The organism is Nocardiopsis yanglingensis, assembly GCF_045809185.1.
In the GTDB taxonomy this organism is placed as follows: domain Bacteria; phylum Pseudomonadota; class Gammaproteobacteria; order Xanthomonadales; family Xanthomonadaceae; genus Stenotrophomonas; species Stenotrophomonas yanglingensis.
In genome coordinates this window covers 44,322-68,307 of the sequence record NZ_JBJNRH010000005.1, presented here as the reverse complement: position 1 = coordinate 68,307, position 23,986 = coordinate 44,322, and the positions used below count along the sequence as shown (strand labels likewise).

Below are 23,986 nucleotides of genomic sequence, written 5' to 3'. Positions count from 1 at the left end.
TTGCATGAAGATTTTCGGGCCGCTGTACGAGCGGGCGATGAAGTGGGCGGCGCACGAACGCGCCCCAACCTACCTGACGGTGTTGAGCTTCTTCGAGGCGATCATCTTCCCGGTGATGCCGGAGGTGATGCTGGCGCCGATGTGCGTGGCCCAGCCCAAGCGCGGCTGGTGGTTCGCCACCCTGAGCCTGGCCGGCTCGATGGTCGGCGCGCTGATTGGCTATGCACTGGGTCATTACGCCTTCGAGGCGATCAAGCCGTTGTTCGAAGCGCTGGGCATGCTGCCGGCCATCGAGCAGGGCATCACCACCGTGCAGGCGAAGATGGCCGAGTCGCCGTGGGCGGTGTTCACCTTCCTGGTGCTGGGCGGATTCATGCCCATCCCGATGAAGGTCTTCACGTGGGCATCGGGTATCGTCGGCGTGCCGATGCCGCAGTACCTGTTGAGCATGCTGATCGGTCGTGGCAAGCGCGTGTTCGTGCTGGCTGCGGTCATCCGTATCGGTGGTGCGCGTGCTGAAGCGGCACTGCGTCGCTGGATTGAACCGCTGGGCTGGATCGCCACCGCGTTGGTGGTGGTGCTGATCGCCTGGCTTGTATGGAGGTCGAAGTTCGCATGAGTCCTGATCGTCTGAGCAAGGGAGTGCGCATCGGCGCGCTGGCGTTGCTGGTTTCCACCCTGGCCGCCTGCGGCACCGCCACCGTGGTTCGTCCTGGTGGTGGCAGCACTGGTGGTGGTGTGACCACGCCGAAGACCTCGGTGCCCAAGCCCGGGCAGACCGTGGTGGTGCGCAAGGGCGACACCATCTATGCGCTGGCCCGCATCCATGACATCACCCCGGCCGACCTGATTGCCTGGAACAACCTGGACAACCCCTCGACCATCCATCCGGGGCAGGTGATCCGGCTGTATCCGGCCGGTGCCAGCGGCGGCCGCGCGCCCACCACGGTGGTCACCCCGCCGCGCTCGGGTGGCAGCAGTGGCGGCAGCACCACGCCGGCCCCGGCGCCGGTCGGTCCGGTGAAGAGCAACATCGCCTGGCGCTGGCCGGCTGACGGCGCGATCGTTGGCCGCTACGTGGCTGGTGACGCGACCAAGCAGGGCGTGGACATCGCCGGCACCAGCGGCCAGGCGGTCAAGGCCACCGCCAATGGCGTGGTGGTGTATTCCGGTGCCGGTCTGGTCGGCTACGGCGAGCTGATCATCATCAAGCACAGCGACCAGTGGCTGTCGGCCTATGGCCACAACCGCAAACGCCTGGTGAATGAAGGGCAGAGCGTGAAGGCCGGCGAGCAGATCGCCGAAATGGGCCGTACCGGTGCGAACCGCGACATGGTGCACTTCGAGATTCGCTACAACGGCAAGCCGGTCGACCCGCAGCAGTACCTGCCGGCGCGTTGACGTTGGTAGCGCCGGGCAATGCCCGGCGTCTTTCCGCCGCGAAGCGGCGCCGCCCGAGCATGGGCTCGGGCGCTACAGGCTGCGTGAGATCCAAGGGGGGGGGGGGGCGCCGGACCATGCCCGGCAGCGCCGCGCCTCAGCCTTCCAGAATGAAAGCGGCGGCGACCTTGCGGCCTTCGCCGGCCAGGATGTTGAAGGTGCGCGCGGCGGCCGGATTGTTCATCACTTCCAGGCCGATGCCGCGTGACAGGCAGGCGGCCATCACCACCGCCGGCGGGAACACCTGGCGGTCGCCGGTGCCAAGTACGATCAGCGCCGGGTTCAGCGCCAGGATAGGCTCCAGGTCAGCCACCTGCAGCGCGGTGGCGCTCACCACCGGCCATTGCGTGACCAGCTGGTCCGGGGTCAGAAAGAAACTGCTGACCAGCACCTGGTCATTCACCTTGGCCGAGCGGCCATCGGCGGCGCGCAGGCTGTAGGCGTAATCCGGCGGTTCGTGGTTCAGCTGCATGGCAGTAGGGCGATCAGCCGCGCGGCAGCACGATCTGGCGCTGTTCCTTGCTGGGGCGGTACAGCACGGCGACGTGGCCGATGCGCTGCACCAGCGCGCTTTCGGTGGCTTCGACGATCTCGCCGATCATCACGTCACGGGCGTCGCGGTCTTCGGCAGCGACCTTCACCTTGACCAGCTCGTGGCGCTCCAGCACTTCGTTCAGCTCAGCGATGAAGGCCGGGGTCACACCCTTGCCGCCGGTCTGCAGCAGGGCCTTCAGGTCGTGGGCTTGGCCGCGCAGGAAACGGGTCTGGGAGGCGGTCAGGGCGATGGACATGCAGGAAAACACGGTTGAATGGGGCGATCAGGGTATCATGAGGACCCCATCAGCCCCTATTTTCAATGGCTACCCGCAGCAAAAGCAGCCAGCGCTGGCTCAAGGAACACTTCTCCGACCCCTTCGTGAAGAAGGCCCAGGCCGAAGGCATGCGCTCGCGCGCCGCCTACAAGCTCGAAGAGCTGCTGGAACGTGACCGGTTGCTGAAGCCGCACATGGTGGTGGTCGATCTTGGCGCGGCCCCGGGCGGCTGGTCTCAGCAGGTTCGGAGACAAATCGGCGACACCGGCCGCGTGCTGGCCCTGGACATCCTGGACATGCCGCCGTTGGCCGGCGTTGAGTTCCTTCATGGTGACTTCAGGGAAGAAGCCGTTCTATCGCAGTTTGAGGCCATGCTCGGGGATCAGCCGGTAGACCTTGTGCTGTCGGACATGGCCCCCAATAAGAGTGGTGTAGGCGCGGTCGACCAGCCGCGGATGATGCACCTGGCGGAGCTGGCCCTGGATTTTGCCGACAACCACCTGAAGACCGGTGGGGCATTCCTGATCAAGCTGTTCCAGGGCGAGGGCTTTGACGACTACGTGCGCGACATGCGCCGCCGGTACGACAAGGTCTCCATCCGCAAGCCGGAAGCCTCGCGCAAGCGCTCTCCCGAGGTGTATGCCTTGGGTCAGGGAAAACGCGCCCACATGAAGTAAGCTCGCAACGTACGCAAGTTCGACCCCAACGCAACGCCAGCACTGAGAGGAACACCGGAGCCAATGAGGATGAACGACTTGACCAAGAACCTCCTGCTATGGGTGGTCGTCGCCGTCGTGCTGATGGTGGTCTTCCAGAGCTTCTCGCCGAAGTCCTCCGGGGCTGGTGCGCAGGGCGTGACGTATTCGCAGTTCCTGGACCAGGTGGACAGCGGCAACATCCAGAAGGTGTCCCTGGGCGGCGACATGCGCGGTGGCACCAACGAAATCACCTACACCACCCGGGGCGGCCAGACCTCGACCATCACCGCGCCGTTCGATCGCGACCTGATCAACGTGCTGCGCGAGAAGAAGGTCGATATTGACCAGCAACCGGCGTCCAGCGGCATTTCTCTCACCGCGATCCTGATGAATTTCCTGCCGGTCATCCTGATCATCGGCTTCTGGTTGTTCATCATGCGCCAGATGCAGGGCGGTGGCGGCGGCGCCAAGGGCGCGATGTCCTTCGGCAAGTCGCGCGCCAAGCTGCAGGGCGAAGACCAGATCAAGGTCACCTTCGCCGACGTCGCCGGCTGCGACGAGGCCAAGGAAGAAGTGGGCGAGCTGGTCGACTTCCTGCGCGACCCGTCCAAGTTCACCAAGCTGGGCGGCAAGATTCCGCGCGGCGTGCTGATGGTCGGCCCGCCGGGTACCGGCAAGACGCTGCTGGCCAAGGCCATCGCAGGCGAAGCCAAGGTGCCGTTCTTCTCGATCTCCGGTTCGGACTTCGTGGAAATGTTCGTCGGCGTCGGCGCCAGCCGCGTTCGCGACATGTTCGAGCAGGCCAAGAAGCACGCGCCGTGCATCATCTTCATCGACGAAATCGACGCCGTCGGCCGCCACCGTGGCGCCGGCCTGGGCGGCGGTCACGACGAGCGCGAGCAGACCCTGAACCAGTTGCTGGTCGAGATGGACGGTTTTGAAGGCGGCGAAGGCGTGATCGTGATCGCTGCGACCAACCGTCCGGACGTGCTGGACCCGGCGTTGCTGCGTCCGGGCCGTTTCGATCGCCAGGTCGTGGTCGGCCTGCCGGACGTGAAGGGCCGCGAGCACATCCTGAAGGTGCACATGCGCAAGCTGCCGCTGGCCGACGACGTCGAGCCGATGGTGATTGCGCGCGGTACCCCGGGCTTCTCCGGCGCCGACCTGGCCAACCTGTGCAACGAGGCCGCCCTGTTCGCTGCGCGTGGCAACGAGAAGGAAGTCCGCATGGACCACTTCGACCGTGCCCGCGACAAGATCCTGATGGGTGCCGAGCGCCGCTCGATGGCCATGAGCGAGGAGGAGAAGACCCTCACCGCCTACCACGAAGCCGGTCACGCCATCGTCGGCCGACTGGTGCCGGAGCACGACCCGGTCTACAAGGTCACGATCATTCCGCGCGGCCGTGCGCTGGGCGTGACCATGTACCTGCCGGAAGGTGACAAGTACTCGATGAACCGCGTGGCGATCAAGTCGCAGCTGTGCTCGCTGTACGGTGGCCGCGTGGCCGAGGAGCTGATCTTCGGTGCCGACAAGGTCACCACCGGTGCCTCCAACGACATCGAACGCGCCACCAAGATGGCCCGCAACATGGTCACCAAGTGGGGCCTGTCCGACCAGCTCGGCCCGATCGCCTATGGCGAAGAGGACGACGAGGTGTTCCTGGGCCGTTCGGTCACCCAGCACAAGAGCGTGTCCAACGACACCGCGCGCCGCATCGACGAGGAAGTGCGCAACATCCTCGACGAGGCATACGCACGCACCACCGAGCTGATGACGGCCAACCTGGACAAGCTGCACGCGATGTCCCAGCTGCTGCTGCAGTACGAGACCATCGACGCGCCGCAGATCGACGCCATCATGGAAGGCCGCGATCCGCCGCCGCCGGCCGGCTGGAACAAGTCGAACAAGGATGGTGGCAACGACAAGGGCGGCGACGCCCGTCCGCTGCCGCCGATCGCAGGCCCGGCCGAATCGCACTGACGGCCCGTTGCATGTGACACCAGACGAGGCCGGGGCAACCCGGCTTCGTCGTTTCCGGGCCACTGGCCCATCCCGAAGAACCGATCTGATGCTGGAGCCCGCATGTCCACCCCGAAGCCCGAACCGATTTCCCACACCGTCGAAATGGTCATCGCCACCGTGGTGGGCGTAGGTGTGGGTCTGGGCGCCGACAACCTGCTGTTGGGCTGCGTGGTGGGTATCGGTGTCGGCATCGTGCTGAGCATCGCCAAGACCCTGTACGTGGACCGCAAGCGCCGCCGCCGTTGAGGGGTATCGGCAGGGCTGCGCCCTGCACCTGCTACGAGCCAGAGCAACGGCAACGGCGTGCATTCCGTGGTTTGGCGGGGCGGTGTCGGAGTGCGGGGATGCCGTAAACCCGTCCATGGGGGCTTGGCAGCCGCATCCATGCGGCTGACACCCCGCACTCCGACACCGCCCCACCTCTGACAGATTCCTGCTGCTGTTGGTAGTTGTCGACCTTGGTCGACACATCTGTCAGATATCGATGTACAAGAATGGGGGCAGATCCGTTTTCCGGAGGAAAACGGATCTGACCCTAGAGCTGCTCCGACAGATCGCAGAAATCTGTCGAAGGCGGGGTGGGTCCGGTTGCGGGAGTGTCCGCGGCATGGATGCCGCGGCCAAGCCCCCATGGACGGGTTTACGGCGTCTCCCGCAACCGGACCCACCCCGCCATCCCACGGAATGCCGCAGTTGCTGTTGCTGTCGCTCTGGCCTCTGCGGGTGCAGGGCGCCGCCCTGCCGAACTAAACTACCCGCCGTTGTCCCTGCAGGATTGCCCATGTTCGATACCTCGCCCCAGCTCGATTGCGCCGGCCGCATCCTGCGTCTCGACCGTGCCCGGGTCATGGGCATCGTCAACGTCACCCCGGATTCGTTCTCCGATGGTGGCGCGCACGACACCACCGAGGCCGCGGTCGCACATGGCCTGAAGCTGGTCGAGGAGGGCGCGGACCTGCTGGATATCGGCGGCGAATCCACCCGCCCGGGCGCTGCGCCGGTATCGGTCGAGGAAGAGCTGCGCCGGGTGATTCCGGTGATCGAGCAGCTGGCAGCCCGTACCCAGGTGCCGATCAGCATCGACACCTTCAAGCCGGAGGTGATGCGCGCGGCCGTGGCCGCCGGCGTCGGCATGATCAACGACATCTACGGCCTGCGCCAGGAGGGGGCGCTGGACGCCGCCGCTGAAACTGGCGTGCCGGTGGTGCTGATGCACATGCAGGGCGAGCCGGGCCACATGCAGGCCGATCCGCATTACGACGACGTGGTCGGCGAGGTGCACGGTTTCCTGGTGCAGCGTCTGTTCGCTGCCGAGATGGCGGGCATCGCGAAGAAGAACCTGCTGATCGACCTCGGCTTCGGCTTTGGCAAGACCACCGCTCACAACATGACCCTGCTGGCGCGTTCGGAGCGCTTCCTGGAACTGGGCGTGCCGATGCTGGCTGGCCTGTCGCGCAAGCGCAGCCTGGGTGAACTTACTGGCCGCGACATGCCGTCCGAACGGGTAGCGGGCTCGGTGGCCGCGCATCTGATCGCGGTGCAGCGCGGCGCACGCATCGTGCGCGTGCATGACGTGGCGGCCACCGTCGACGCGTTGAAGATATGGAAGGCGGTCGAGGCGGTGCCCACGCCGCGCGCCGACGCCACGCCGTCGATCCGCTGGCCGGACGAAGACTGATGGGCATCGACCGGCGGCCGCTGGCGATCGCCGTGATGGGGCCGACCGCCAGTGGCAAGACCGCCACCGCAATCGCCCTGGCACAGCAGCTGGATGGCGAAATCGTCAGCGTCGATTCGGCGCTGGTGTACCGCCACCTGGATATCGGCTCGGCCAAGCCCGATGCGGCCGAGCGTGCGCAGGCGCCGCACCATCTGCTGGACCTGCGCGATCCGTGGCAGACCTACTCGGCGGCCGAATTCGCCGCCGATGCCGGTCGGGCCGTGGCCGACATCGTGGCACGCGGAAAGATGCCGATCCTGGCCGGTGGCACTGGCCTGTACTTCCGCGCCTTGTTGCAGGGTCTGTCGCCGATGCCGGAGGCCGATCCGGCGACGCGCGAAGCGCTCAGTGCCGAGGCGGCCGAGCGTGGCTGGGCGGCACTGCACGCAGAGCTGGCCAAGGTCGATCCAGCCGCGGCGGCACGCATCCATGCCACCGACCCGCAACGCATCCAGCGGGCGCTCGAGGTCTATCGCCTGACCGGCACCCCCATCACTGAATGGCAGCGCCGGCCGGGCCTGGCGCCGTTGCCGGTGCGCACCCTCAAGCTGATTCTGACGCCGCGTGACCGCGCGGTGCTGCACCAGCGCATCGAGGCACGCTTCGACGCCATGCTGGCGCAGGGCTTCCTCGACGAGGTGCGGGCGTTGCGCGCGATGCCGGAAATGGCTGCCGTGGAGGCGCCGCTGGACCTGCCGGCAGTGCGCGCGGTCGGCTATCGCCAGGCCTGGGAGTACCTGGTCGGGGAGGGCGATGCTGCTCGCTTCCGTGACAAGGCCATCTTCGCCACCCGCCAGCTGGCCAAGCGCCAGCTGACCTGGCTGCGCGGCGAGCTTGATGCGCGCTGGTTCGACCCCCATATCGACCACGAGCGCCTTGCCGGCGCGGTGTCGACCTTCGTCGCACGCTGAACCCCCGCCAGCCGTGTAACATCATCGGTCGGCGGGCGGCTCGGGGGCCGTGGCAACCGTCGGCAACCCAATAAGAACAATAATCAGGAGTGTGCAATGTCCAAGGGGCAATCGCTGCAGGATCCTTTCTTGAACGCACTGCGGCGCGAACGCGTGCCGGTTTCGGTGTACCTGGTCAACGGCATCAAGCTGCAGGGCACGATCGAGTCGTTCGACCAGTTCGTGGTCCTGCTGCGCAATACGGTCAGTCAGATGGTCTACAAGCACGCCATTTCCACGGTCGTTCCGGCACGCAACGTGAAGGTCGGTCCGGGCGGTGGTTACGTGCAGTCGGGTGAAGGTGGTCAGGCAGGTGATGAAGCAGACGAGTAATACCGGAGCGGTGAATGTTTGACCGCTCGAAAAAGGGCGAACACGCCCTGTTGATCCAGCCCCATTTCGGCAAGCTGGAAGACGATGTGCTGGAAGAATTCGGTGATCTGGCCCGCTCGGCTGGGGCCAGCATCGCCGCGACGATCACCGCGCGTCTGGACCGTCCGAATCCGTCGACCCTGATCGGCAGCGGCAAGCTGGACGAGATCAAGGCCGCGGCCGACGCCAGCGGTGCCGACCTGATCCTGGTCAACCATGCGTTGAGCCCGGGCCAGGAGCGCAACCTGGAACGCTTCCTCGAGCGCCGGGTGATCGACCGAACCGGCCTGATCCTGGACATCTTCGCCCAGCGTGCGCACAGCCACGAAGGCAAGCTGCAGGTCGAGCTGGCGCAGCTGCGCCACCTGGCCACGCGGCTGGTGCGCGGCTGGACCCACCTGGAGCGCCAGCGCGGCGGTTCCATCGGCCTGCGTGGCCCGGGTGAAACCCAGCTGGAAACCGACCGCCGCCTGTTGCAGAAGCGGGTGGAGCAGCTGCAGAAGCGGCTGGAAAAGGTCGAGGTGCAGCGCACCCAGATGCGCCGTGCGCGCGTGCGCAGCGAACTGCCGCGTGTCGCCCTGGTGGGCTATACCAACGCCGGCAAGTCGACCCTGTTCAATGCCATGACCGGCGCCGAGGCCTATGCCGCCGACCAGCTGTTCGCAACGCTGGATCCGACCGTGCGCCGCATCGCGGTGCCGGGCGGCAACGTGGTGCTGGCCGACACCGTCGGCTTCGTCCGCGATCTGCCGCATGACCTGGTCGCCGCGTTCCGCTCGACACTGTCAGAGGCGCGCGAGGCCGATTTCCTGCTGCACGTGGTCGACGCTGCAGATCCGCACCGCGAGGAGCGCATCGCGCAGGTGGACGAGGTGCTGACCGCGGTCGGCGCCGGTGACCTGCCGCAGCTGCTGGTGTTCAACAAGATCGACCGCATCGAGGGTGCCGATGTCCGCCACGATGGCCAGGACGGTATCCCGGATGAGTCGCGCCGGGAGCGGGTGTGGATTTCCGCGCGTGACGGGCAGGGCCTGGAGCTGCTGCAGGCGGTGCTGGGCAAGCGCCTGGGCCTGCAGCATGTCACCGGCGAACTGCGCCTGCCGCCGGATGCCGGCCGCCTGCGTGCGCGCCTGCACCAGCTGGAAGTGATCCGCAGCGAGCAGGCCGACGAAGACGGCTGGCTGCTGCAGGTCGACCTGCCGATTGCCGAAGCCGAAAAACTGGCTGCCAGTGCCGACGGCGCGCCGATCCGGGCGCTGCTGCCGGAGAAGCTGCCGGAGTGGTGAGGTAGCGGCCCATGCCCGGTAGTGCCGGCCGCTGGCCGGCAGCGCAACCGTGCCGGAGGGGCGCGACATCCAGCTGTCATCTGCGGTACAACGTGCAGGTTCTTCACCCCACCGTCATGCCGATGTCCATTCCCACCGACGCTGAACTCAACGCCCAGTCCGCCGCGCTCGGGCAGCGCCTGCAGCAGGCTTCGCTGCAGCTGGTGACCGCTGAAAGCTGCAGTGGCGGCTGGATCGCCAAGTGCATGACCGATATCGCCGGTTCCTCGGCGTTCTTCGACTGCGGCATGGTGGTCTACAGCTACGAAGCCAAGCAGCGCCTGCTGGGCGTACGTGCGCAGACCTTGGAGCAGTTCGGTGCGGTCAGCCGCGAAACCGTGCTGGAAATGGTGTCCGGCGCACTGGTCAATTCCGGTGCCGGCATCGCCGTCGCGGTCACCGGTATCGCCGGCCCCGGCGGTGGCAGTCCGGACAAGCCGGTCGGCAGTGTCTGGATCGGCTGGAAGCGCCGTGGGGGCTACGCCCGTGCCGAACTCTTCCAGTTCGACGGCGACCGCGAAGCCATCCGCCGGCAAACCGTGGCGGCGGCATTGCGCGGTATCGACGCCCAGCTGTGACATGCTGCTCCGGTAATCGTCCGGAGCACGCATGATGTGGGAAACGCTGGGCACGGTCCGTGACCTGGGCCGACTGCAGGAAATCGCCGTCGTCCTGATCCGCTATGGCTTCGGCGACGTGGTGCGGCGCATCGGCCTGGCCAGCACGCTGGAGCGGGCAGGGCGCCTGCTTCACTGGAACGAGGAGCGGCAGGAGCTGCTGCGGATGACCGCGCCGGTGCGTGTGCGCAGCGCGATGCAGGATCTCGGCCCGACCTTCGTCAAGCTTGGCCAGGTGCTGGCGACGCGCGTCGACCTGTTGCCGCCGGAATGGATCGCTGAGCTCTCTGAGCTGCAGAACGCGGTGCCGGCGCTTCCGTATGCGGATATCCGTGAGCAGCTCGAAGCCGACCTTGGCGCATCGCCTGCAGAGGTGTTCGCCTTCCTCGATGAAACCCCGATGGCTGCTGCCTCGCTGGCGCAGGCCCATCGTGCGCGCCTGCATGATGGTCGCGAGGTGGTGCTGAAGGTGCGCCGCCCCGGCATCCGCGATGTGGTCGAGGCCGACCTGCGTCTGCTGGCCCGCCTGGCGGAGATCGTTGAAGCACGACTGCCGGACCTGCGTCGTTACCGCCCGGCCGAAGTCGTGCAGCAGTTCACCGTGTCGCTGCGCCGCGAGCTGGATTTTGCCGCCGAATGCCGCAATGCCGAGCGCATCGCGCGTAACTTCAATGGTCGCGATGACATCCTGATTCCTCGCGTGCACTGGCAGTGGACCTGCGAAAGCCTGAACGTGCAGGACTTCGTTGACGGCATTCCCGGGCGTGACCTGGCTGGCGTCGACGCGGCAGGACTGGACCGGCGCGAACTGGCGCGGCGCGGTGCGGACATCGTGCTGAAGATGGTGCTGGAGGACGGCAGCTTCCACGCCGATCCGCACCCGGGCAACATCATCTACCTGCGGGATGGCCGCATCGGCGTGATTGATTTCGGCATGGTCGGCGCCTTGTCCGAAGTCCGGCGTTTCCAGGTGGCGCAGCTGCTGCACGGGCTGGTCGAGCAGGATCCGCAGGGCGTGGCCGACGTGCTGCTGGATTGGGCGGGTGGCGTGGAAGTGGACGAGAACCGGCTGCAGCACGACATCAGCCAGTTCGTCGACCAGTACCGTGGCGTGCCGTTGAAGGACCTGCGCATCGGCCTGATGCTGGGCGACATCACCCAGCTGCTGCGCAGCTACAGCCTGACCCTGCCAGCTGACCTGGCGTTGATGATCAAGGCGTTCCTCACCCTGGAAGGCATGGGGCGGCAGCTGGACCCGGATTTCGACATGGCCAGCGCCGCGCGCCCGTTCCTGGAACGGGTGGTGCTGCAGCGCTATGCGCCCAGGGCGCTGCTCAAGCGCGGCCGGCGCAGCCTGCTGGGCCTGGTCGACTTCGCCGGTGAACTGCCCCGCGATCTGCGCAAGCTGGTCCAGGCCGCGCGCCGTGGGCGGCTGCAGCTGAAGGTGGAAACCAGCGCACTGCAGGGCTTCGGCGAGCAGGTCAACCGCGCCGCGAACCGGCTGGTGATGGGCATCGTCACTGCTGCGTTGATCATCGGCTCGTCGATCGTGATGCATAGCGTCGGGGGCGTCTCCAGCCGCTGGCTGCTGGCGCTGGGCGTGTGCGGCTTCATCGGCGCAGGCTTCTGTGGCGTCTGGATCCTGTTCTCGATATGGAGAAGCGGTAAACACACCTGAGTGTGTTTACCGCAGCAGTTCCCAACGGGAACCGCGGAATCGCTGCGCGATTCCTGTAGAGCCGACCGCTGGTCGGCTGCTTCTGCTCTCGCCTTTGTCTCTGCCAGCCGGGCCAAGCCGGCGACGCTTGCCGAGCATGGCTCGGCACTACAGATGTTGCCGTGTCGCCCCCGGCACTTGCAGTCCCGTCCGTTAGTAGTAATACTACTAACCATGGACCTGACCGACACCCAGCAGGCGATCCTGCAGTTGATCGCCGAGCGTATCGAGAGCGAAGGCGCACCGCCGTCGCAGACTGAAATCGCACGTGCGTTCGGCTTCAAGGGCGTGCGCGCGGCCCAGTACCACCTGGAGGCCCTGGAGCAGGCCGGTGCAATCCGTCGCATCCCCGGCCAGGCCCGCGGCATCCGCCTGGTGCAGGCACCGGCGGTCGAAAAACTGGCCGAGCCGGGCCTGCCCGACAGCGTCCTGCGCCTGCCGGTGCTGGGCCGTGTCGCAGCCGGCCTGCCGATCGGCGCCGACATCGGCTCGGATGATTTCGTGGTGCTGGACCGGGTGTTCTTCTCGCCAGCGCCGGACTACCTGTTGAAGGTGCAGGGCGATTCGATGATCGACGAGGGCATCTTCGATGGTGACCTGATCGGCGTCCACCGCACCCGCGACGCCCATTCCGGGCAGATCGTGGTGGCCCGCATCGATGACGAGATCACCGTCAAGCTGCTGAAGATCGCCAAGGACCGCATCCGCCTGCTGCCGCGCAACCCCGACTACAAGCCGATCGAGGTGCTGCCGGACCAGGACTTCGCGATCGAAGGCCTCTATTGCGGCCTGCTGCGGCCCAACCGTTGACCCGTTCCATAGCGCAGTACCCCGCGGTCTTTTGTGGCGATTCTCTGGTTCCACTGAGGTTGGTACGGATGTCCGATAATTCTTTTCAGAGCGCCGGGCAGAATCTCAGCCTGTGCGATACGTCCGACTTAAAGTGAACCCATGGCAAAGAAGACCCCCAAAGACAGCACCCCCAACGACACGACCTCCGCAAGGACCAATCCGATGGACGAGAACAAGAAGCGCGCCCTCGCTGCAGCTCTGGGCCAGATCGAAAAGCAGTTCGGCAAAGGCTCGGTGATGCGCATGGGCGATCGCGTGGTCGAACCCGTCGAAGCCATCCCGACCGGTTCGCTGATGCTCGACATCGCGCTGGGCATTGGCGGTCTGCCGAAGGGCCGTGTCGTTGAGATCTACGGGCCGGAGTCCTCGGGCAAGACCACGCTCACCCTGCAGGCCATCGCCGAATGCCAGAAGATGGGCGGCACCGCGGCCTTCATCGACGCCGAGCACGCGCTGGACCCGATCTACGCCGCCAAGCTGGGCGTGAACGTCGACGACCTGCTGCTGTCGCAGCCGGATACCGGTGAGCAGGCGCTGGAAATCGCCGACATGCTGGTCCGTTCGGGTTCGGTCGACATCCTGGTGATCGACTCGGTCGCCGCGCTGACCCCGAAGGCTGAAATCGAAGGCGAGATGGGCGATCAGCTGCCGGGCCTGCAGGCCCGCCTGATGAGCCAGGCGCTGCGCAAGCTGACCGGCAACATCAAGCGCTCCAACACCCTGGTGGTCTTCATCAACCAGCTGCGCATGAAGATCGGTGTGATGATGCCGGGCCAGAGCCCGGAAACCACCACCGGTGGCAACGCGCTGAAGTTCTACGCCTCGGTGCGCCTGGACATCCGCCGTATCGGCGCGATCAAGAAGGGCGACGAGATCATCGGCAACCAGACCAAGATCAAGGTCGTCAAGAACAAGCTGGCGCCTCCGTTCAAGCAGGTCATCACCGAGATCCTGTACGGCGAAGGCATCAGCCGCGAAGGCGAACTGATCGACATGGGTGTGGATGCCAAGCTGGTCGAGAAGGCCGGCGCCTGGTACAGCTACGGTGAGGAGCGCATCGGCCAGGGCAAGGACAACGCCCGTGGTTACCTGCGCGACAACCCGACGGTTGCTGCGAAGCTCGAAGCTGAGCTGCGCGAGAAGTTCCAGCCGACCGAAGCCACCCGTGAGGAAGGCGACGACGAAGGCGACGACGAGTAAGACTTGCTGTGGGGCAGGGCGGCGCCGTCAGTGACGTCGCCCTGTCCCGCAGGTTCGAATCGCCCAGGGATGGGCTGGGCGCCACGGATGGCGCCACCCTTGGAGCACCGATGTCCGACGCTGACGACATTCCCAGCGGCCGCAAACGCCGGCCGCGCGAGCAGACGCCCGTGCAACGGGCACTGGGCCTGCTGGTCCGCCGTGAGCACTCGCGCAGGGAACTCACCCGTAAGCTGACCGCTCGCGGCATCGAAGACGAAGCCGCGCAGGCCGCTGTCGCCAAGCTGACCGAGGCCGGCTGGCAGGACGACACCCGTTTTGCCGAGAACCTGGTGCGGATGCGCGCCAACACCGGCTATGGGCCGATCCATGTCCGCGCCGAGCTGGGGACCCACGGCCTGGACAGTGCCGCAATTGCCGCGGCGATGGACAGCTACGAAGGCGACTGGCAGGAGAACGCCCGTGATCTGGTCCGCAGGCGCTTCGGCGAGGCCGGCCCACAGGACCTGACGCAGCGGCGCAAGGCCGCCGATCTGCTGGCCCGACGTGGCTTCGACGGCGACAGCATCCGCCGTGCGACCCGCTACGACCCGGATGACTGAGACTGGCGGCGCCGGGCCTGATACCCTTTAGGTTTTCGGCGGTCCCTCGCGACCCTGGCCAACGCGGCCGGTGGTCCGGGCCCGCCGGCCCGCAGACTGCCAGCCCCCAATGAACGCATCCGCCAAATTCACGACTTCCCAGATCCGCAGCGACTTCCTTGAATTCTTCAAGGGCAAAGGCCACACCATCGTGCCGTCGGCGCCGCTGGTGCCGGGCAATGATCCGACCCTGCTGTTCACCAACTCCGGCATGGTGCAGTTCAAGGACGTCTTCCTTGGCGCGGAAAAGCGCAGCTACGTGCGCGCGGCCGACGTCCAGCGCTGCCTGCGCGCGGGCGGCAAGCACAACGACCTCGACCAGGTCGGCTACACCGCACGCCACCACACCTTCTTCGAAATGCTGGGCAACTGGTCGTTCGGCGACTACTTCAAGAAGGACGCGATCGCCTGGGCCTGGGAACTGCTGACCCAGGTCTGGAAGCTGCCGGCCGAGCGTCTGCTGGTCACCGTCTACCAGACCGATGACGAAGCCTACGCGCTGTGGCGCGACATGGTCGGCATCCCGGAAGAGCGCATCGTGCGCATTGGCGACAACAAGGGCGCACCGTTCGCCTCGGACAACTTCTGGCAGATGGCCGACACCGGCCCGTGCGGCCCGTGCACCGAGATCTTCTACGACCACGGCGACCATATCGCCGGCGGTCCCCCGGGCTCCCCGGATGAAGACGGCGACCGCTTCATCGAAATCTGGAACCTGGTGTTCATGCAGTTCGACCGCCAGCCGGATGGCACCCTGGTGCCGCTGCCGGCACCGTGCGTGGATACCGGCATGGGCCTGGAGCGCCTGGCGGCGATCCTGCAGCACGTGCACACCAACTACGAGATCGACTTGTTCCAGGCTCTGATCCGCAAGGCGTCCGAGCTGACCGGCACCGCCGACCTGGAAAACAAGTCGCTGCGCGTGATCGCCGATCACATCCGCGCCTGCTCGTTCCTGATCGTCGACGGCGTGCTGCCGTCCAACGAAGGCCGCGGCTACGTGCTGCGCCGTATCATCCGCCGCGCCCTGCGCCACGGCTGGATGCTGGGCGTGCGCCAGCCGTTCTTCAGCAAGCTGGTGCCGACCCTGGTCGAGCAGATGGGCGAGGCCTACCCGGAGCTGCCGGCGGCGGTGGATACCGTCACCCGTGCGCTGCAGGCTGAGGAAGAGCGTTTCGCCGAAACCCTCGATGCCGGCATGAAGATCTTCGAGGACGTGGCCGGCAAGGCCAGCAACGGCGTGATCCCGGGCGTTGACGCATTCCGCTTGTACGACACCTATGGCTTCCCGCTCGACCTGACCCAGGACATCGCCCGCGAGCGCGACCTGACGGTCGACATCGCCGGCTTTGATGCCGCGATGGAACAGCAGCGCGAGACCGCACGTGCGGCCGGCAAGTTCGGCGGCGGCGTGACGCTGCCGGCCGAGTTGGTGGCGACCCTCAGCCCGACCGTGTTCCTGGGCTATGACCGCCTGCAGGCCGACGGCCTGACCGTGCTGGCCGTGCTCAAGGACGGTCGTCCGGTGCAGTCGGCCGATGCCGGTGATGCGGTCATCGTGATCACCAACCAGACCCCGTTCTACGCCGAGTCCGGCGGCCAGGTCGGCGACACCGGCGTGCTCACCGGCAACGGCGTGCGCCTGGTAGTGGAAGACACCCAGAAGTTCGCCGGCCAGTTCCATGGCCACGTCGGCACCCTGTCCGAAGGCGGCCTGAAGGTCGGCGATGTGCTGTCCGGCCAGGTCGATGGCGAGCGCCGTGGCGCCACCATCCTCAACCACTCTGCCACCCACCTGCTGCACGCCGCCCTGCGCGAAGTGCTGGGCACCCACGTGCAGCAGAAGGGCTCGCTGGTCGCGCCGGACCGCCTGCGTTTCGACTTCTCGCACTTCCTGCCGATCAGTGCGGAAGAGCTGGCGGTGATCGAGCGCAAGGTCAACCAGCAGGTGCGTGCCAACAACGCCGCCGAAGTGCACACGATGGCCATGCAGGAAGCGCTGGACTTCGGCGCGATGGCCCTGTTCGGCGAGAAGTACGGTGAGCACGTGCGCGTGCTGAAGATGGGTGACTACTCCACCGAGCTGTGCGGTGGCACCCACGTCAACCGTACCGGCGACATCGGCCTGTTCAAGATCACCTCCGAGGGCGGTGTTTCCGCCGGCGTGCGCCGCATCGAGGCGGTTACCGGCCAGGGCGCCCTGGACTATGTGGACGCCGAAGAGGCCCGTCTGGCCGAGGCCGCCGACCTGCTCGGCGGCAGCGCTGCCGACGTGGTCGAGAAGATCCGTGCCCTTGGCCAGCGTCAGAAACAGCTTGAGCGCGAGCTGGAGGCCGTGAAGGCCAAGGTTGCCGCGGGTGCTACCGCCGACCTGTCCGGCCAGGCTGTCGAAGTCGCTGGCGTGAAGGTGCTGGCGGCCCGCCTGGAGGGCTTCGACGCCAAGGCCCTGCGTGACGCCATGGACCGCCTGAAGCAGCAGCTGGGCGACGCGGTGATCGTGCTGGCCGGTGCCCAGGACGGCAAGGCCGCCCTGGTCGCGGGTGTGAACGGCAGCGCAATGGGCAAGGTCAAGGCCGGGGAACTGTTGTCCCATATCGCCGGTCAGATCGGGGGCAAGGGCGGCGGACGCCCGGACCTCGCCCAGGGTGGTGGCGAGGACGGGCCCGCCCTTGCCACTGCGCTGGCTGCCGTCGTCGAATGGGTCAGCCCCCGCCTGTGATGAACCTGGCCGTCCGCCTCCTTGTAGGAGCGGGACGGCTGACGGTACCATTGCGAATCTTTTCCCTTTGTCGTGGTAGCGCTTCTTGACGGAGCGTCAAGCCGGTGGGGGATACCCTTCCACACGGTTCCATGGAGACTTACAAAAATGTTGATCCTGACTCGCCGCGTCGGCGAAACCCTGATGATCGGAGACTCGGTGAGCGTCACCGTGCTTGGCGTCAAGGGTAACCAGGTGCGTATCGGCATCACCGCGCCGAAGGACGTCGCTGTGCATCGCGAAGAGATCTATCAGCGCATCCAGCGCGGTGACGAAGCCGGTGGCACCGGTAGCGAAAATTCTGCCGAATAACGCTTTACCTTCGCACTCGATTAACGTTATGATTCACGCCCCGCTGAGGTGCAACGCACCAGACGCGGAGAAAACCCCGGAGTGATGCCCGAGTGGCCGAAGGGGCTCCCCTGCTAAGGGAGTATAGGGTCAAAAGCTCTATCGAGGGTTCGAATCCCTCTCACTCCGCCAGATACAAAGAAGCGCCTGCAGATCCTCGATCTGCAGGCGTTTTTCTTTGTTCAACGCGGTAACACACCGCCGCGCCGCGCCGCGCCGCGCGGGCGTCGTGCAGGCCTAGTGGGTGCTGCCAGCCGCGTCCTGGCCGACTTCGGGCGAGGAGTAGAGCCTGGGCTCCGGCACCACATGACCTGGATGAGTGGGTGGTGCAATGCCGCTCGGCGTTTCGCGCCAGAGAATTGCCAGTGTGCAGTCATTGGCGCGTTGCCTGCACATCCTTTCCGCTTTGCGTTGTGCGGCGTCCGCCGTCTTTTCCCCAAGTGCAAAGCCCATGGCGACGGTGCCGGTAGCGATCGCCGAATATCCCACCGCGGTGGTCGTGGCAGTCTGCGCGCAGTTGTGGGACCGAACGGCGCAGTGCTGCAGTGCGCGCTGCATCGCTGCAGACAGCGTGCTCTGGTTCAAGGAGTATCCGTAGCGGCCATCCTCGTCGTAGACGATCGCGGAGGCCGCATTGGCGCTGGACGACAGGCACAGCAACAGGCCAAGTGACAGGGGGTGCATCCAGTTCATTGCCATCTCCATTTTCTGCTGATGGTGGATCAGAACGGTTTTGAAGCGCAACGTCGCAGCCACTACGCCGAGCCCGCAGTTCATCGAACCGCGGGCGGCGCTATCGGTTGGCCGTCAGAGCCGTACCGTCACACCCACCTGGAAACCACGCCCCGGCAACGGTGCGATGTACTTCAACGGCGAGTTGTGCGGCCGTGCTTCTTCATTAAGCAGGTTGCTGCCGTTGACGAACACCTCCATGCCGGCGATGTAGCTGTTGCGTACCGGTAGCTCACGGCTGACCTGCAGGTCGACCAGGTTGAACGCATCCAGTGGCACTTCCTCGCTGACATTGCGGCCGAGGTATTTCTGCGTGTCGTAGTAGGTGCTGGACAGCTGCGCCTTCCAGCCCTCGCGCTGCCACTGCAGGTTGGCGCCGTAGCGGTTGGTCGGCATGTTCGGCAGGTACTCGCCGTCATTGTGGGCACGCAGCGAATCGGGGTGGTCGGCCTTGTTCTTCACCAGGTCGGCGAAGGCGGAGACGTTGAGCGAACCATAGCGGCCCAGGTCCAAGGCCTGCGACACGTCGATCTCGAAGCCCTTCACCGTGGTGTCGGTCTGCTTCCAGTACTTCAGCGGCAGGCGGTTGGCGGTCTGCAGGCCGGAGTAGCCGAGGTAGAGATAGTTCTCGTACTTCATCCGATAGGCGGTGGCTGACAGCTCGAAACCGCCGAGATGGAACAGGCCGGTCAGTTCCAGGTTCTTCGCGCGTTCCGGTTCCAGATTCTGGTTGCCTTCTTCCTGGGTCATCACCGAATAGTGAGCATTGCTTGCATACAGCTCGTTGATCTCCGGGGCACGCTGCGAAGACGAGTAACGCACCTTGGCCGCGAACATCGGCCCCAGCTCGACATACGAGCCCAGGCTGTAGCTGTTGAGCCGGTAGTCGCGGTCCTGCAGATTCGTGTTGGCAGCATTACGCGCGGTCTTGAAGCGGCTGGGTTGCAGCTCGTGATCCACGCGTTCGTGGCGCACGCCTGCGTCGAAGCTGGCCCAGCCGAAGTCCAGCGTTTCCTTCAGGAACACCGCGTTGCTGCGGCTGTCGACGTCGGGCAGGTAGCGCAGCGAGCCGCTGCCGGTGACATCACGCGACTGGTGGCTGAAACCCAGCAGGCCGCTGAGCGGACCGACCCGCTGGTGGCTCAGCAGCAGCTCGGCCTGGGTGCTCTCGAAGTCGTAGTCGTTGGCTTTTTTTGCGCCCAGCCGCTCACCGGAGGTGTTGTCCAGCTTCGAGACCCGCAGCTCGGCGCGTTCAACGTAGGGCAACGGATCGCGCAGCAGGGCTTCCAGCGCGTAGCGTTGCTGCTTGATCACCACGCCCACCGGCAGGCCATCGGCGTAGTTGGAGCCGAACGACAGGTTCTGCATCGAAAAGCCCGGTACGCCGTACTCGCTGTCCTTGGCATCGATGCTGACACCGACGTAACCGCGGTCGAAGAACAGCGTCGAACCGAAGGCCACCTGCGAATTGCGTGCATAGCTGTTGCCCAGCCGGTGGTGGTAGTCGGGGGTGACATCGTTGTTGATCTGCTTCTGCACGTATGAAGGCGTGCCTGCAACGTAGGCCGGGTTGACCGGATTGACGTAGGTACGGCGCTGCCAGACCGATGTCGGATTGTTGGTGTAGAAGGAGAAATCACCATCGGCCCAGTCCGGGTTCTCGGTCATGAACTGGTCGATGTAGGGTTGCGAGGCCTTGTTGTAGATCTGCTGGACGCGCGCCTCTTTCTGGCAGGCGTCGGCCAGCGCCGAGTTGACGCCCCCGCCGGCCGGGAACAGTCCGGTGTTGCAGACGCTGGCCTTGCTGTTGCCGGGGATGTCGTAGTGCGAGATACGCTGTCGCGACACCTGCAGGTTGGTGGAGATGTTGCGCTGGTTGTTGAAGTTCATGCGGAAGCCCTGCGCGTCGGCCGCGTTGAAGCCCTTGCGCAGGACCAGTTCCATCGACTGGTCCTTGTCTTCCATGCTGCGCGAGATCAGGCCCGAGTCGATCTCCACGCTGCCACCGATCGCATTGCCGCCATAGCGCACGGTGTCGGAGGACTTGTTGACGGTGACGCTTCGCACGAACAGCGGATCGAACGGGATATTGATGTCACCGCTGATCGCGTTCATGCCCAGGATGGACTGGCCGTCCTGGAGGATCTGCACGCGGTTGCCGCTGAGGCTGCGGATGACCGGGGCGCCCGCATTCGGCCCGAAGGCGCTGCTCTGCACACCGGAGACGTGTTCGAGCAGGCCGCCGAGGGTGCGGTTCTGGGCCTGCGGGTTGTCCACGGTGACTCGGCTGTCGATGCGGGAGGGCTGCGAGGCCTGCACCTGGAGGGTGGGAAGGGTAGGTTCGTCCGCAGCCTGGGCGTTGTGAACGACGAACAGAATGGCGGCAGCAAGCAGGTGGCGACGCATGGGGCGCTCCGTGAAAAATATGTGAAATGTTATAACGTAACTATTTATGCCGGCAAGGGCAGATCGGGCCTTGCCGGGAAGGCTGGAGATGAGAGCGGTTCTCATATGACAATGGCGCTGGATATCCCGTAGGCGCCCCATGCACACCCTTACCCTTGCCGACCTGGACCGCTTGGGCCGCAGCAGTGGTTTCCGCTATCGGCTGCCAGCACTTGCGTCCGCCGCCGATTCGGGCGCGCTGTGCGTGGTCGAGGGCAGGGTGGAACAACGCTGCTTGCGCCCTGGCATCAGCCTGGCGCTGTCGGACGTGGTCGCGCACCAGCCGTTCGAGGCGACTTCGGAGGCACCCCCGCCGTTCGCTGCGATCGTGATGCTGGAAGGTCGTGCCGGAGCACGCCTGGCAGGGCAGGCCGTGATCGGCATGAACCGCGGCGCCGGCGCGATGGTGTTGGCCGATGCCGCGCCGATGACTGCGATCCATCCGGCCGGCCAACGGATGCGCAGTCTGAATGTCTCGCTGGATGCACCGGCCGAGATGGATGATCCGGTGATCAGCGAACTGTTGTTGCAGGCTCGTCGCCATGGTCGCCGGCGGCTGCACAGCTGGCAGGTACCCGCGCATCTTGAACACGCCGCCGAACAGTTGCTGTCGGGGACCTGGCAGGGCGCGATGCATGCGCTGCTGTGCGAGGGTGTGGGCCTGCAGATGCTGGCGATGGCGTTGGGTACGTCTGCACAGGACGCGCTGCCGGATCTGCGTGTTTCACCGCGCGATCGCCGCATGCTGCAACGGGTGATCGACTGCCTGCAGGCATCACCTGCGGCCGACCACCGGCTCGAGGATCTGGCCCGCGTGGCCTGCATGAGCCCGAGCAGCCTGCGCCTGAAGTTCCAGCAGGTGCACCACTGTTCGGTATTCGCGTGGTTGCGCGAGCGACGCCTGCAGTTGGCCTGCGAGCAACTGCGGCAGGGCTGCAGCGTGCAGCAGGCCGCGCATTTCGTCGGCTACCGGCATGCCACCAATTTCGCGACTGCGTTCCGGACGCGCTACGGCATCGCCCCCAGCCAGATCCGCTGAGTCCGGATCGCGGCTGGCAGTGCGCATACGCCTGCTGCGTGCGTGCATACGTGCGCTCACGTTCAAATGACAATAATTCTCATCCAGCCTTTCCCTCCCGCTGGATCTCCCATGCCTGCCTGTTTCCGCCCGTGTGCCCTGGCCACCGCCATCGGCACGACCCTGGCGCTGTTCAACGCTGCCCACGCCGCCGAACGCATTCCTTCTGTAACGCCTTCCCAGCTCCCAACCGTGCAGGTCACGGCCGACCTCGATGGCAGCACCGAAAGCTCGCGCTCCTACACCACCGATTCCATGGGCACGGCGACCGGCCTGTCGCTGACCTCGCGACAGACGCCGCAGTCGGTCAGCGTCATCACCCGCCAGCAGATCGAGGACCGCGGGCTGCTGAGCACCGCCGACGCATTGTCGACCGCCCCGGGCATCTCGGTCACACGCAGCGATGCCAACCGCTACTCGTTCTCCGCACGCGGCTTCGACATCGACAACTACCAGTTCGATGGCGTGGTGATGCCGGTGCTGTCGCCATGGAACTTCGGCGAGAACAATCTGGACATGGTGGTGTACGACCGCATCGAGATCGTGCGCGGTGCCAATGGCCTGATGACCGGCGCCGGCAATCCCTCGGCGGCGGTGAACTATGTGCGCAAGCGCCCGCTGCGCGAGTTCGCTGCCAGTGGTGGCATCAGCCTCGGCAGCTGGGACGCACGGCGCGCGTGGGCGGATGTGTCCAGCCCGTTGAGCCGGGAAGGACGCGTGCGTGGTCGCCTGGTGGCGGCGCACGCAGAGGGCGACAGCTACACCGCTGGCCTGGACAGCACCGCAAGGACACTCTACGGCGTGGTCAGTGTGGACCTGGGCGAGGACACCGGATTGATCGCCGGTATCTCCTATCAGGGCAACGACAATCGTGGCTTCGGCAGTGGCTTCGCGCTGTTCAACGCTGACGGCACGCGTACCCGTTTCGACCGCTCGGTATCAGCCACCGCGCCGTGGGCACGGATGACCACCGACACCCGCAACGGCTTCTTCGACTTCAACCATCGTTTCGGCAACGACTGGCAGGCGCGCGTGTCCTACAGCCGCTCACATACCGATATGGAGATGAAGCATCTCTACCGGGGCGGCTATCCCGATCCGGTTACCGGTGCGATGCCCACAGGCAACAGCTTCACCCGCTACGACGGTCCGGTGCGCCGCGAAGCGATCAGCGCCAGCCTGACCGGTCCGTTCCAGCTGTTCGGCCGCCAGCACACTGCGTCCATCGGCTGGTCGCGTTCGCGTGACGAGATCGCGCTCGGCCAGTACCGCGCGCTGGCGCCGCTGCCGCCGTTGGCCAGCTATCTGGACTGGCACGGGCCCGGTACGCCGGAACCGGTGTGGGCCAGCAGCAAGGCCCAGGCCGATGATCTGGACAACCATCAGAGCGGTGCCTATGCGGTGGCGCGCTTGTCGCTGGCCGATCCGCTGCACGTGATCGTTGGTGGCCGCCTGAGCAACTGGGAGACCGACCAGGTCTACTTCGGCAGCAAGCGCAAGTACCGCTACCGCAACGAGTTCGTGCCGTATGCAGGTGTGGTCTGGGACCTCAACGGCTACAGCAGCGTCTACGCCAGCTACACCGGCATCTTCAAGCCGCAGAACAACCGCAATGAATCCGGACAGATCCTCGACCCGGTCAGCGGCCGCAGCTACGAGCTGGGCCTCAAGGGCAGCTGGTTGCAGGAACGCTTGAATGCGTCGGCAGCGCTGTTCCGCACCCAGCAGGACAACCTTGCCGAAGCCACCGGTGGGCTGGTCGAAGGCAGCACGCAGGCGGCCTATCGTGCGGTGAAGGGCGCAACGGTGGACGGCCTGGAACTGGAACTGGCCGGCGAGCCGCTGCCGGGCTGGAGCCTGGGAACCAGCTTCACCACCTTCATCGCGCAGGACGCGCAGGGCCGTGCGATCAACACTGCCAAGCCGCGCAGCCTGTTCAAGCTGTTCACCACCTGGCGGCTGCCGGGTGCCTGGGACCGCCTGACGATCGGCGGTGGCGTGGACTGGCAGAACCGCATGTACCAGACCGCCACCGCGCCCGGGAATCGCCGAGTGCCGGTGGAGCAGCCCAGCTACGCACTGGTCAACCTGATGGCGCGCTACCAGTTCAGTTCCCACGTCTCTGCGGCGGTCAACATCAACAACCTGTTCGACCGCCACTATTACTCGCAGATCGGCTTCTACAACCAAGGCTGGTACGGTGCACCGCGAAACGTGATGTTCACGCTGAAGGTCGGCTATTGAGGCGGCAGT

General features: G+C 65.8%; 22 protein-coding genes and 1 tRNA gene. 19 read left to right on the top strand and 4 right to left on the bottom strand.

The annotated features are described in order from the left end of the window. Positions 1–4: 4 nt before the first annotated feature. The gene (locus ACJ7C5_RS09250) at positions 5–619 is read left to right on the top strand and encodes a YqaA family protein (RefSeq protein WP_005409010.1); all 615 of its coding nucleotides are present in this window, start codon (positions 5–7) and stop codon (positions 617–619) included. Further along, complete coding sequence (locus ACJ7C5_RS09245; RefSeq protein WP_412703722.1) at positions 616–1,401, top strand: peptidoglycan DD-metalloendopeptidase family protein; 786 nt, start codon at positions 616–618, stop codon at positions 1,399–1,401. The genes ACJ7C5_RS09250 and ACJ7C5_RS09245 overlap by 4 nt, the downstream gene beginning before the upstream one ends. Before the next feature lie 136 nt (positions 1,402–1,537). Here the strand turns inward: ACJ7C5_RS09245 and ACJ7C5_RS09240 are convergent, their stop codons facing one another. Continuing rightward, positions 1,538–1,912, bottom strand: coding sequence for an Mth938-like domain-containing protein (locus ACJ7C5_RS09240; protein ID WP_412703721.1), 375 nt, complete (start codon positions 1,910–1,912; stop codon positions 1,538–1,540). A gap of 13 nt (positions 1,913–1,925) precedes the next feature. Continuing rightward, a complete protein-coding gene (yhbY, locus tag ACJ7C5_RS09235) occupies positions 1,926–2,231 on the bottom strand; it encodes a ribosome assembly RNA-binding protein YhbY (protein ID WP_004152868.1) in 306 nt (101 codons plus the stop codon). Positions 2,232–2,296: 65 nt separating this feature from the next. Between yhbY and rlmE the strand changes: the two genes are divergently transcribed. From rlmE to ACJ7C5_RS09160, 15 genes are all read left to right on the top strand, one after another. Then, complete coding sequence (gene rlmE, locus ACJ7C5_RS09230; protein WP_005409014.1) at positions 2,297–2,929, top strand: 23S rRNA (uridine(2552)-2'-O)-methyltransferase RlmE; 633 nt, start codon at positions 2,297–2,299, stop codon at positions 2,927–2,929. A 69-nt stretch (positions 2,930–2,998) separates the two neighbouring features. Then, positions 2,999–4,933: an ATP-dependent zinc metalloprotease FtsH gene (gene ftsH, locus ACJ7C5_RS09225; RefSeq protein WP_176433047.1), complete on the top strand. Its 1,935-nt coding sequence runs from the start codon at positions 2,999–3,001 to the stop codon at positions 4,931–4,933. A 102-nt stretch (positions 4,934–5,035) separates the two neighbouring features. Then, complete coding sequence (locus tag ACJ7C5_RS09220) at positions 5,036–5,221, top strand: hypothetical protein (RefSeq protein WP_004152872.1); 186 nt, start codon at positions 5,036–5,038, stop codon at positions 5,219–5,221. A 535-nt stretch (positions 5,222–5,756) separates the two neighbouring features. Beyond that, positions 5,757–6,653, top strand: coding sequence for a dihydropteroate synthase (gene folP / locus ACJ7C5_RS09215; protein WP_412703720.1), 897 nt, complete (start codon positions 5,757–5,759; stop codon positions 6,651–6,653). Continuing rightward, a complete protein-coding gene (gene miaA / locus ACJ7C5_RS09210) occupies positions 6,653–7,606 on the top strand; it encodes a tRNA (adenosine(37)-N6)-dimethylallyltransferase MiaA (RefSeq protein ID WP_412703719.1) in 954 nt (317 codons plus the stop codon). Before folP ends, miaA begins: the two co-directional genes overlap by 1 nt. A gap of 96 nt (positions 7,607–7,702) precedes the next feature. Further along, positions 7,703–7,978, top strand: a complete 276-nt coding sequence (gene hfq, locus ACJ7C5_RS09205) for an RNA chaperone Hfq (RefSeq protein ID WP_004152891.1) — start codon at positions 7,703–7,705, stop codon at positions 7,976–7,978. A gap of 14 nt (positions 7,979–7,992) precedes the next feature. Beyond that, the gene (hflX, locus tag ACJ7C5_RS09200) at positions 7,993–9,303 is read left to right on the top strand and encodes a ribosome rescue GTPase HflX (protein ID WP_032128411.1); all 1,311 of its coding nucleotides are present in this window, start codon (positions 7,993–7,995) and stop codon (positions 9,301–9,303) included. A 122-nt stretch (positions 9,304–9,425) separates the two neighbouring features. Next, positions 9,426–9,920, top strand: coding sequence for a CinA family protein (locus ACJ7C5_RS09195; protein ID WP_010484249.1), 495 nt, complete (start codon positions 9,426–9,428; stop codon positions 9,918–9,920). Between the two features lie 31 nt (positions 9,921–9,951). Next, the gene (gene ubiB, locus ACJ7C5_RS09190) at positions 9,952–11,637 is read left to right on the top strand and encodes a 2-polyprenylphenol 6-hydroxylase (protein WP_412703718.1); all 1,686 of its coding nucleotides are present in this window, start codon (positions 9,952–9,954) and stop codon (positions 11,635–11,637) included. A gap of 213 nt (positions 11,638–11,850) precedes the next feature. After that, a complete protein-coding gene (lexA, locus tag ACJ7C5_RS09185; protein ID WP_057498317.1) occupies positions 11,851–12,486 on the top strand; it encodes a transcriptional repressor LexA in 636 nt (211 codons plus the stop codon). Between the two features lie 204 nt (positions 12,487–12,690). Further along, positions 12,691–13,728: a recombinase RecA gene (gene recA, locus ACJ7C5_RS09180; protein ID WP_049449560.1), complete on the top strand. Its 1,038-nt coding sequence runs from the start codon at positions 12,691–12,693 to the stop codon at positions 13,726–13,728. A 110-nt stretch (positions 13,729–13,838) separates the two neighbouring features. Continuing rightward, entirely contained in the window at positions 13,839–14,330 is a 492-nt protein-coding gene (recX, locus tag ACJ7C5_RS09175; protein ID WP_295558154.1) for a recombination regulator RecX, read from the top strand. A 109-nt stretch (positions 14,331–14,439) separates the two neighbouring features. Further along, entirely contained in the window at positions 14,440–17,088 is a 2,649-nt protein-coding gene (gene alaS / locus ACJ7C5_RS09170) for an alanine--tRNA ligase (protein WP_412703717.1), read from the top strand. Positions 17,089–17,235: 147 nt separating this feature from the next. Then, on the top strand, positions 17,236–17,439 hold the full coding sequence (gene csrA / locus ACJ7C5_RS09165; protein WP_004152909.1) for a carbon storage regulator CsrA: 204 nt from the start codon (positions 17,236–17,238) through the stop codon (positions 17,437–17,439). 78 nt (positions 17,440–17,517) lie between these two features. Beyond that, positions 17,518–17,610, top strand: a tRNA-Ser gene (locus tag ACJ7C5_RS09160). A 105-nt stretch (positions 17,611–17,715) separates the two neighbouring features. Here ACJ7C5_RS09160 and ACJ7C5_RS09155 read toward each other — a convergent pair. Together ACJ7C5_RS09155 and ACJ7C5_RS09150 are read right to left on the bottom strand one after the other, a co-directional pair. After that, positions 17,716–18,255 carry a DUF4189 domain-containing protein gene (locus tag ACJ7C5_RS09155; protein WP_254919658.1) on the bottom strand — a complete coding sequence of 180 codons (540 nt, stop codon included), beginning with the start codon at positions 18,253–18,255 and terminating at the stop codon, positions 17,716–17,718. 30 nt (positions 18,256–18,285) lie between these two features. Beyond that, entirely contained in the window at positions 18,286–20,616 is a 2,331-nt protein-coding gene (locus ACJ7C5_RS09150) for a TonB-dependent receptor (protein WP_412703716.1), read from the bottom strand. Positions 20,617–20,755: 139 nt separating this feature from the next. On the opposite strand from ACJ7C5_RS09150, the gene ACJ7C5_RS09145 reads away from it, so the two are divergent. Both ACJ7C5_RS09145 and fauA read left to right on the top strand, forming a co-directional pair. Continuing rightward, the gene (locus ACJ7C5_RS09145) at positions 20,756–21,694 is read left to right on the top strand and encodes a helix-turn-helix transcriptional regulator (RefSeq protein WP_412703715.1); all 939 of its coding nucleotides are present in this window, start codon (positions 20,756–20,758) and stop codon (positions 21,692–21,694) included. Positions 21,695–21,805: 111 nt separating this feature from the next. After that, positions 21,806–23,977, top strand: coding sequence for a TonB-dependent alcaligin siderophore receptor FauA (fauA, locus tag ACJ7C5_RS09140; protein WP_412703714.1), 2,172 nt, complete (start codon positions 21,806–21,808; stop codon positions 23,975–23,977). The last annotated feature ends 9 nt before the right edge of the window (positions 23,978–23,986 follow it).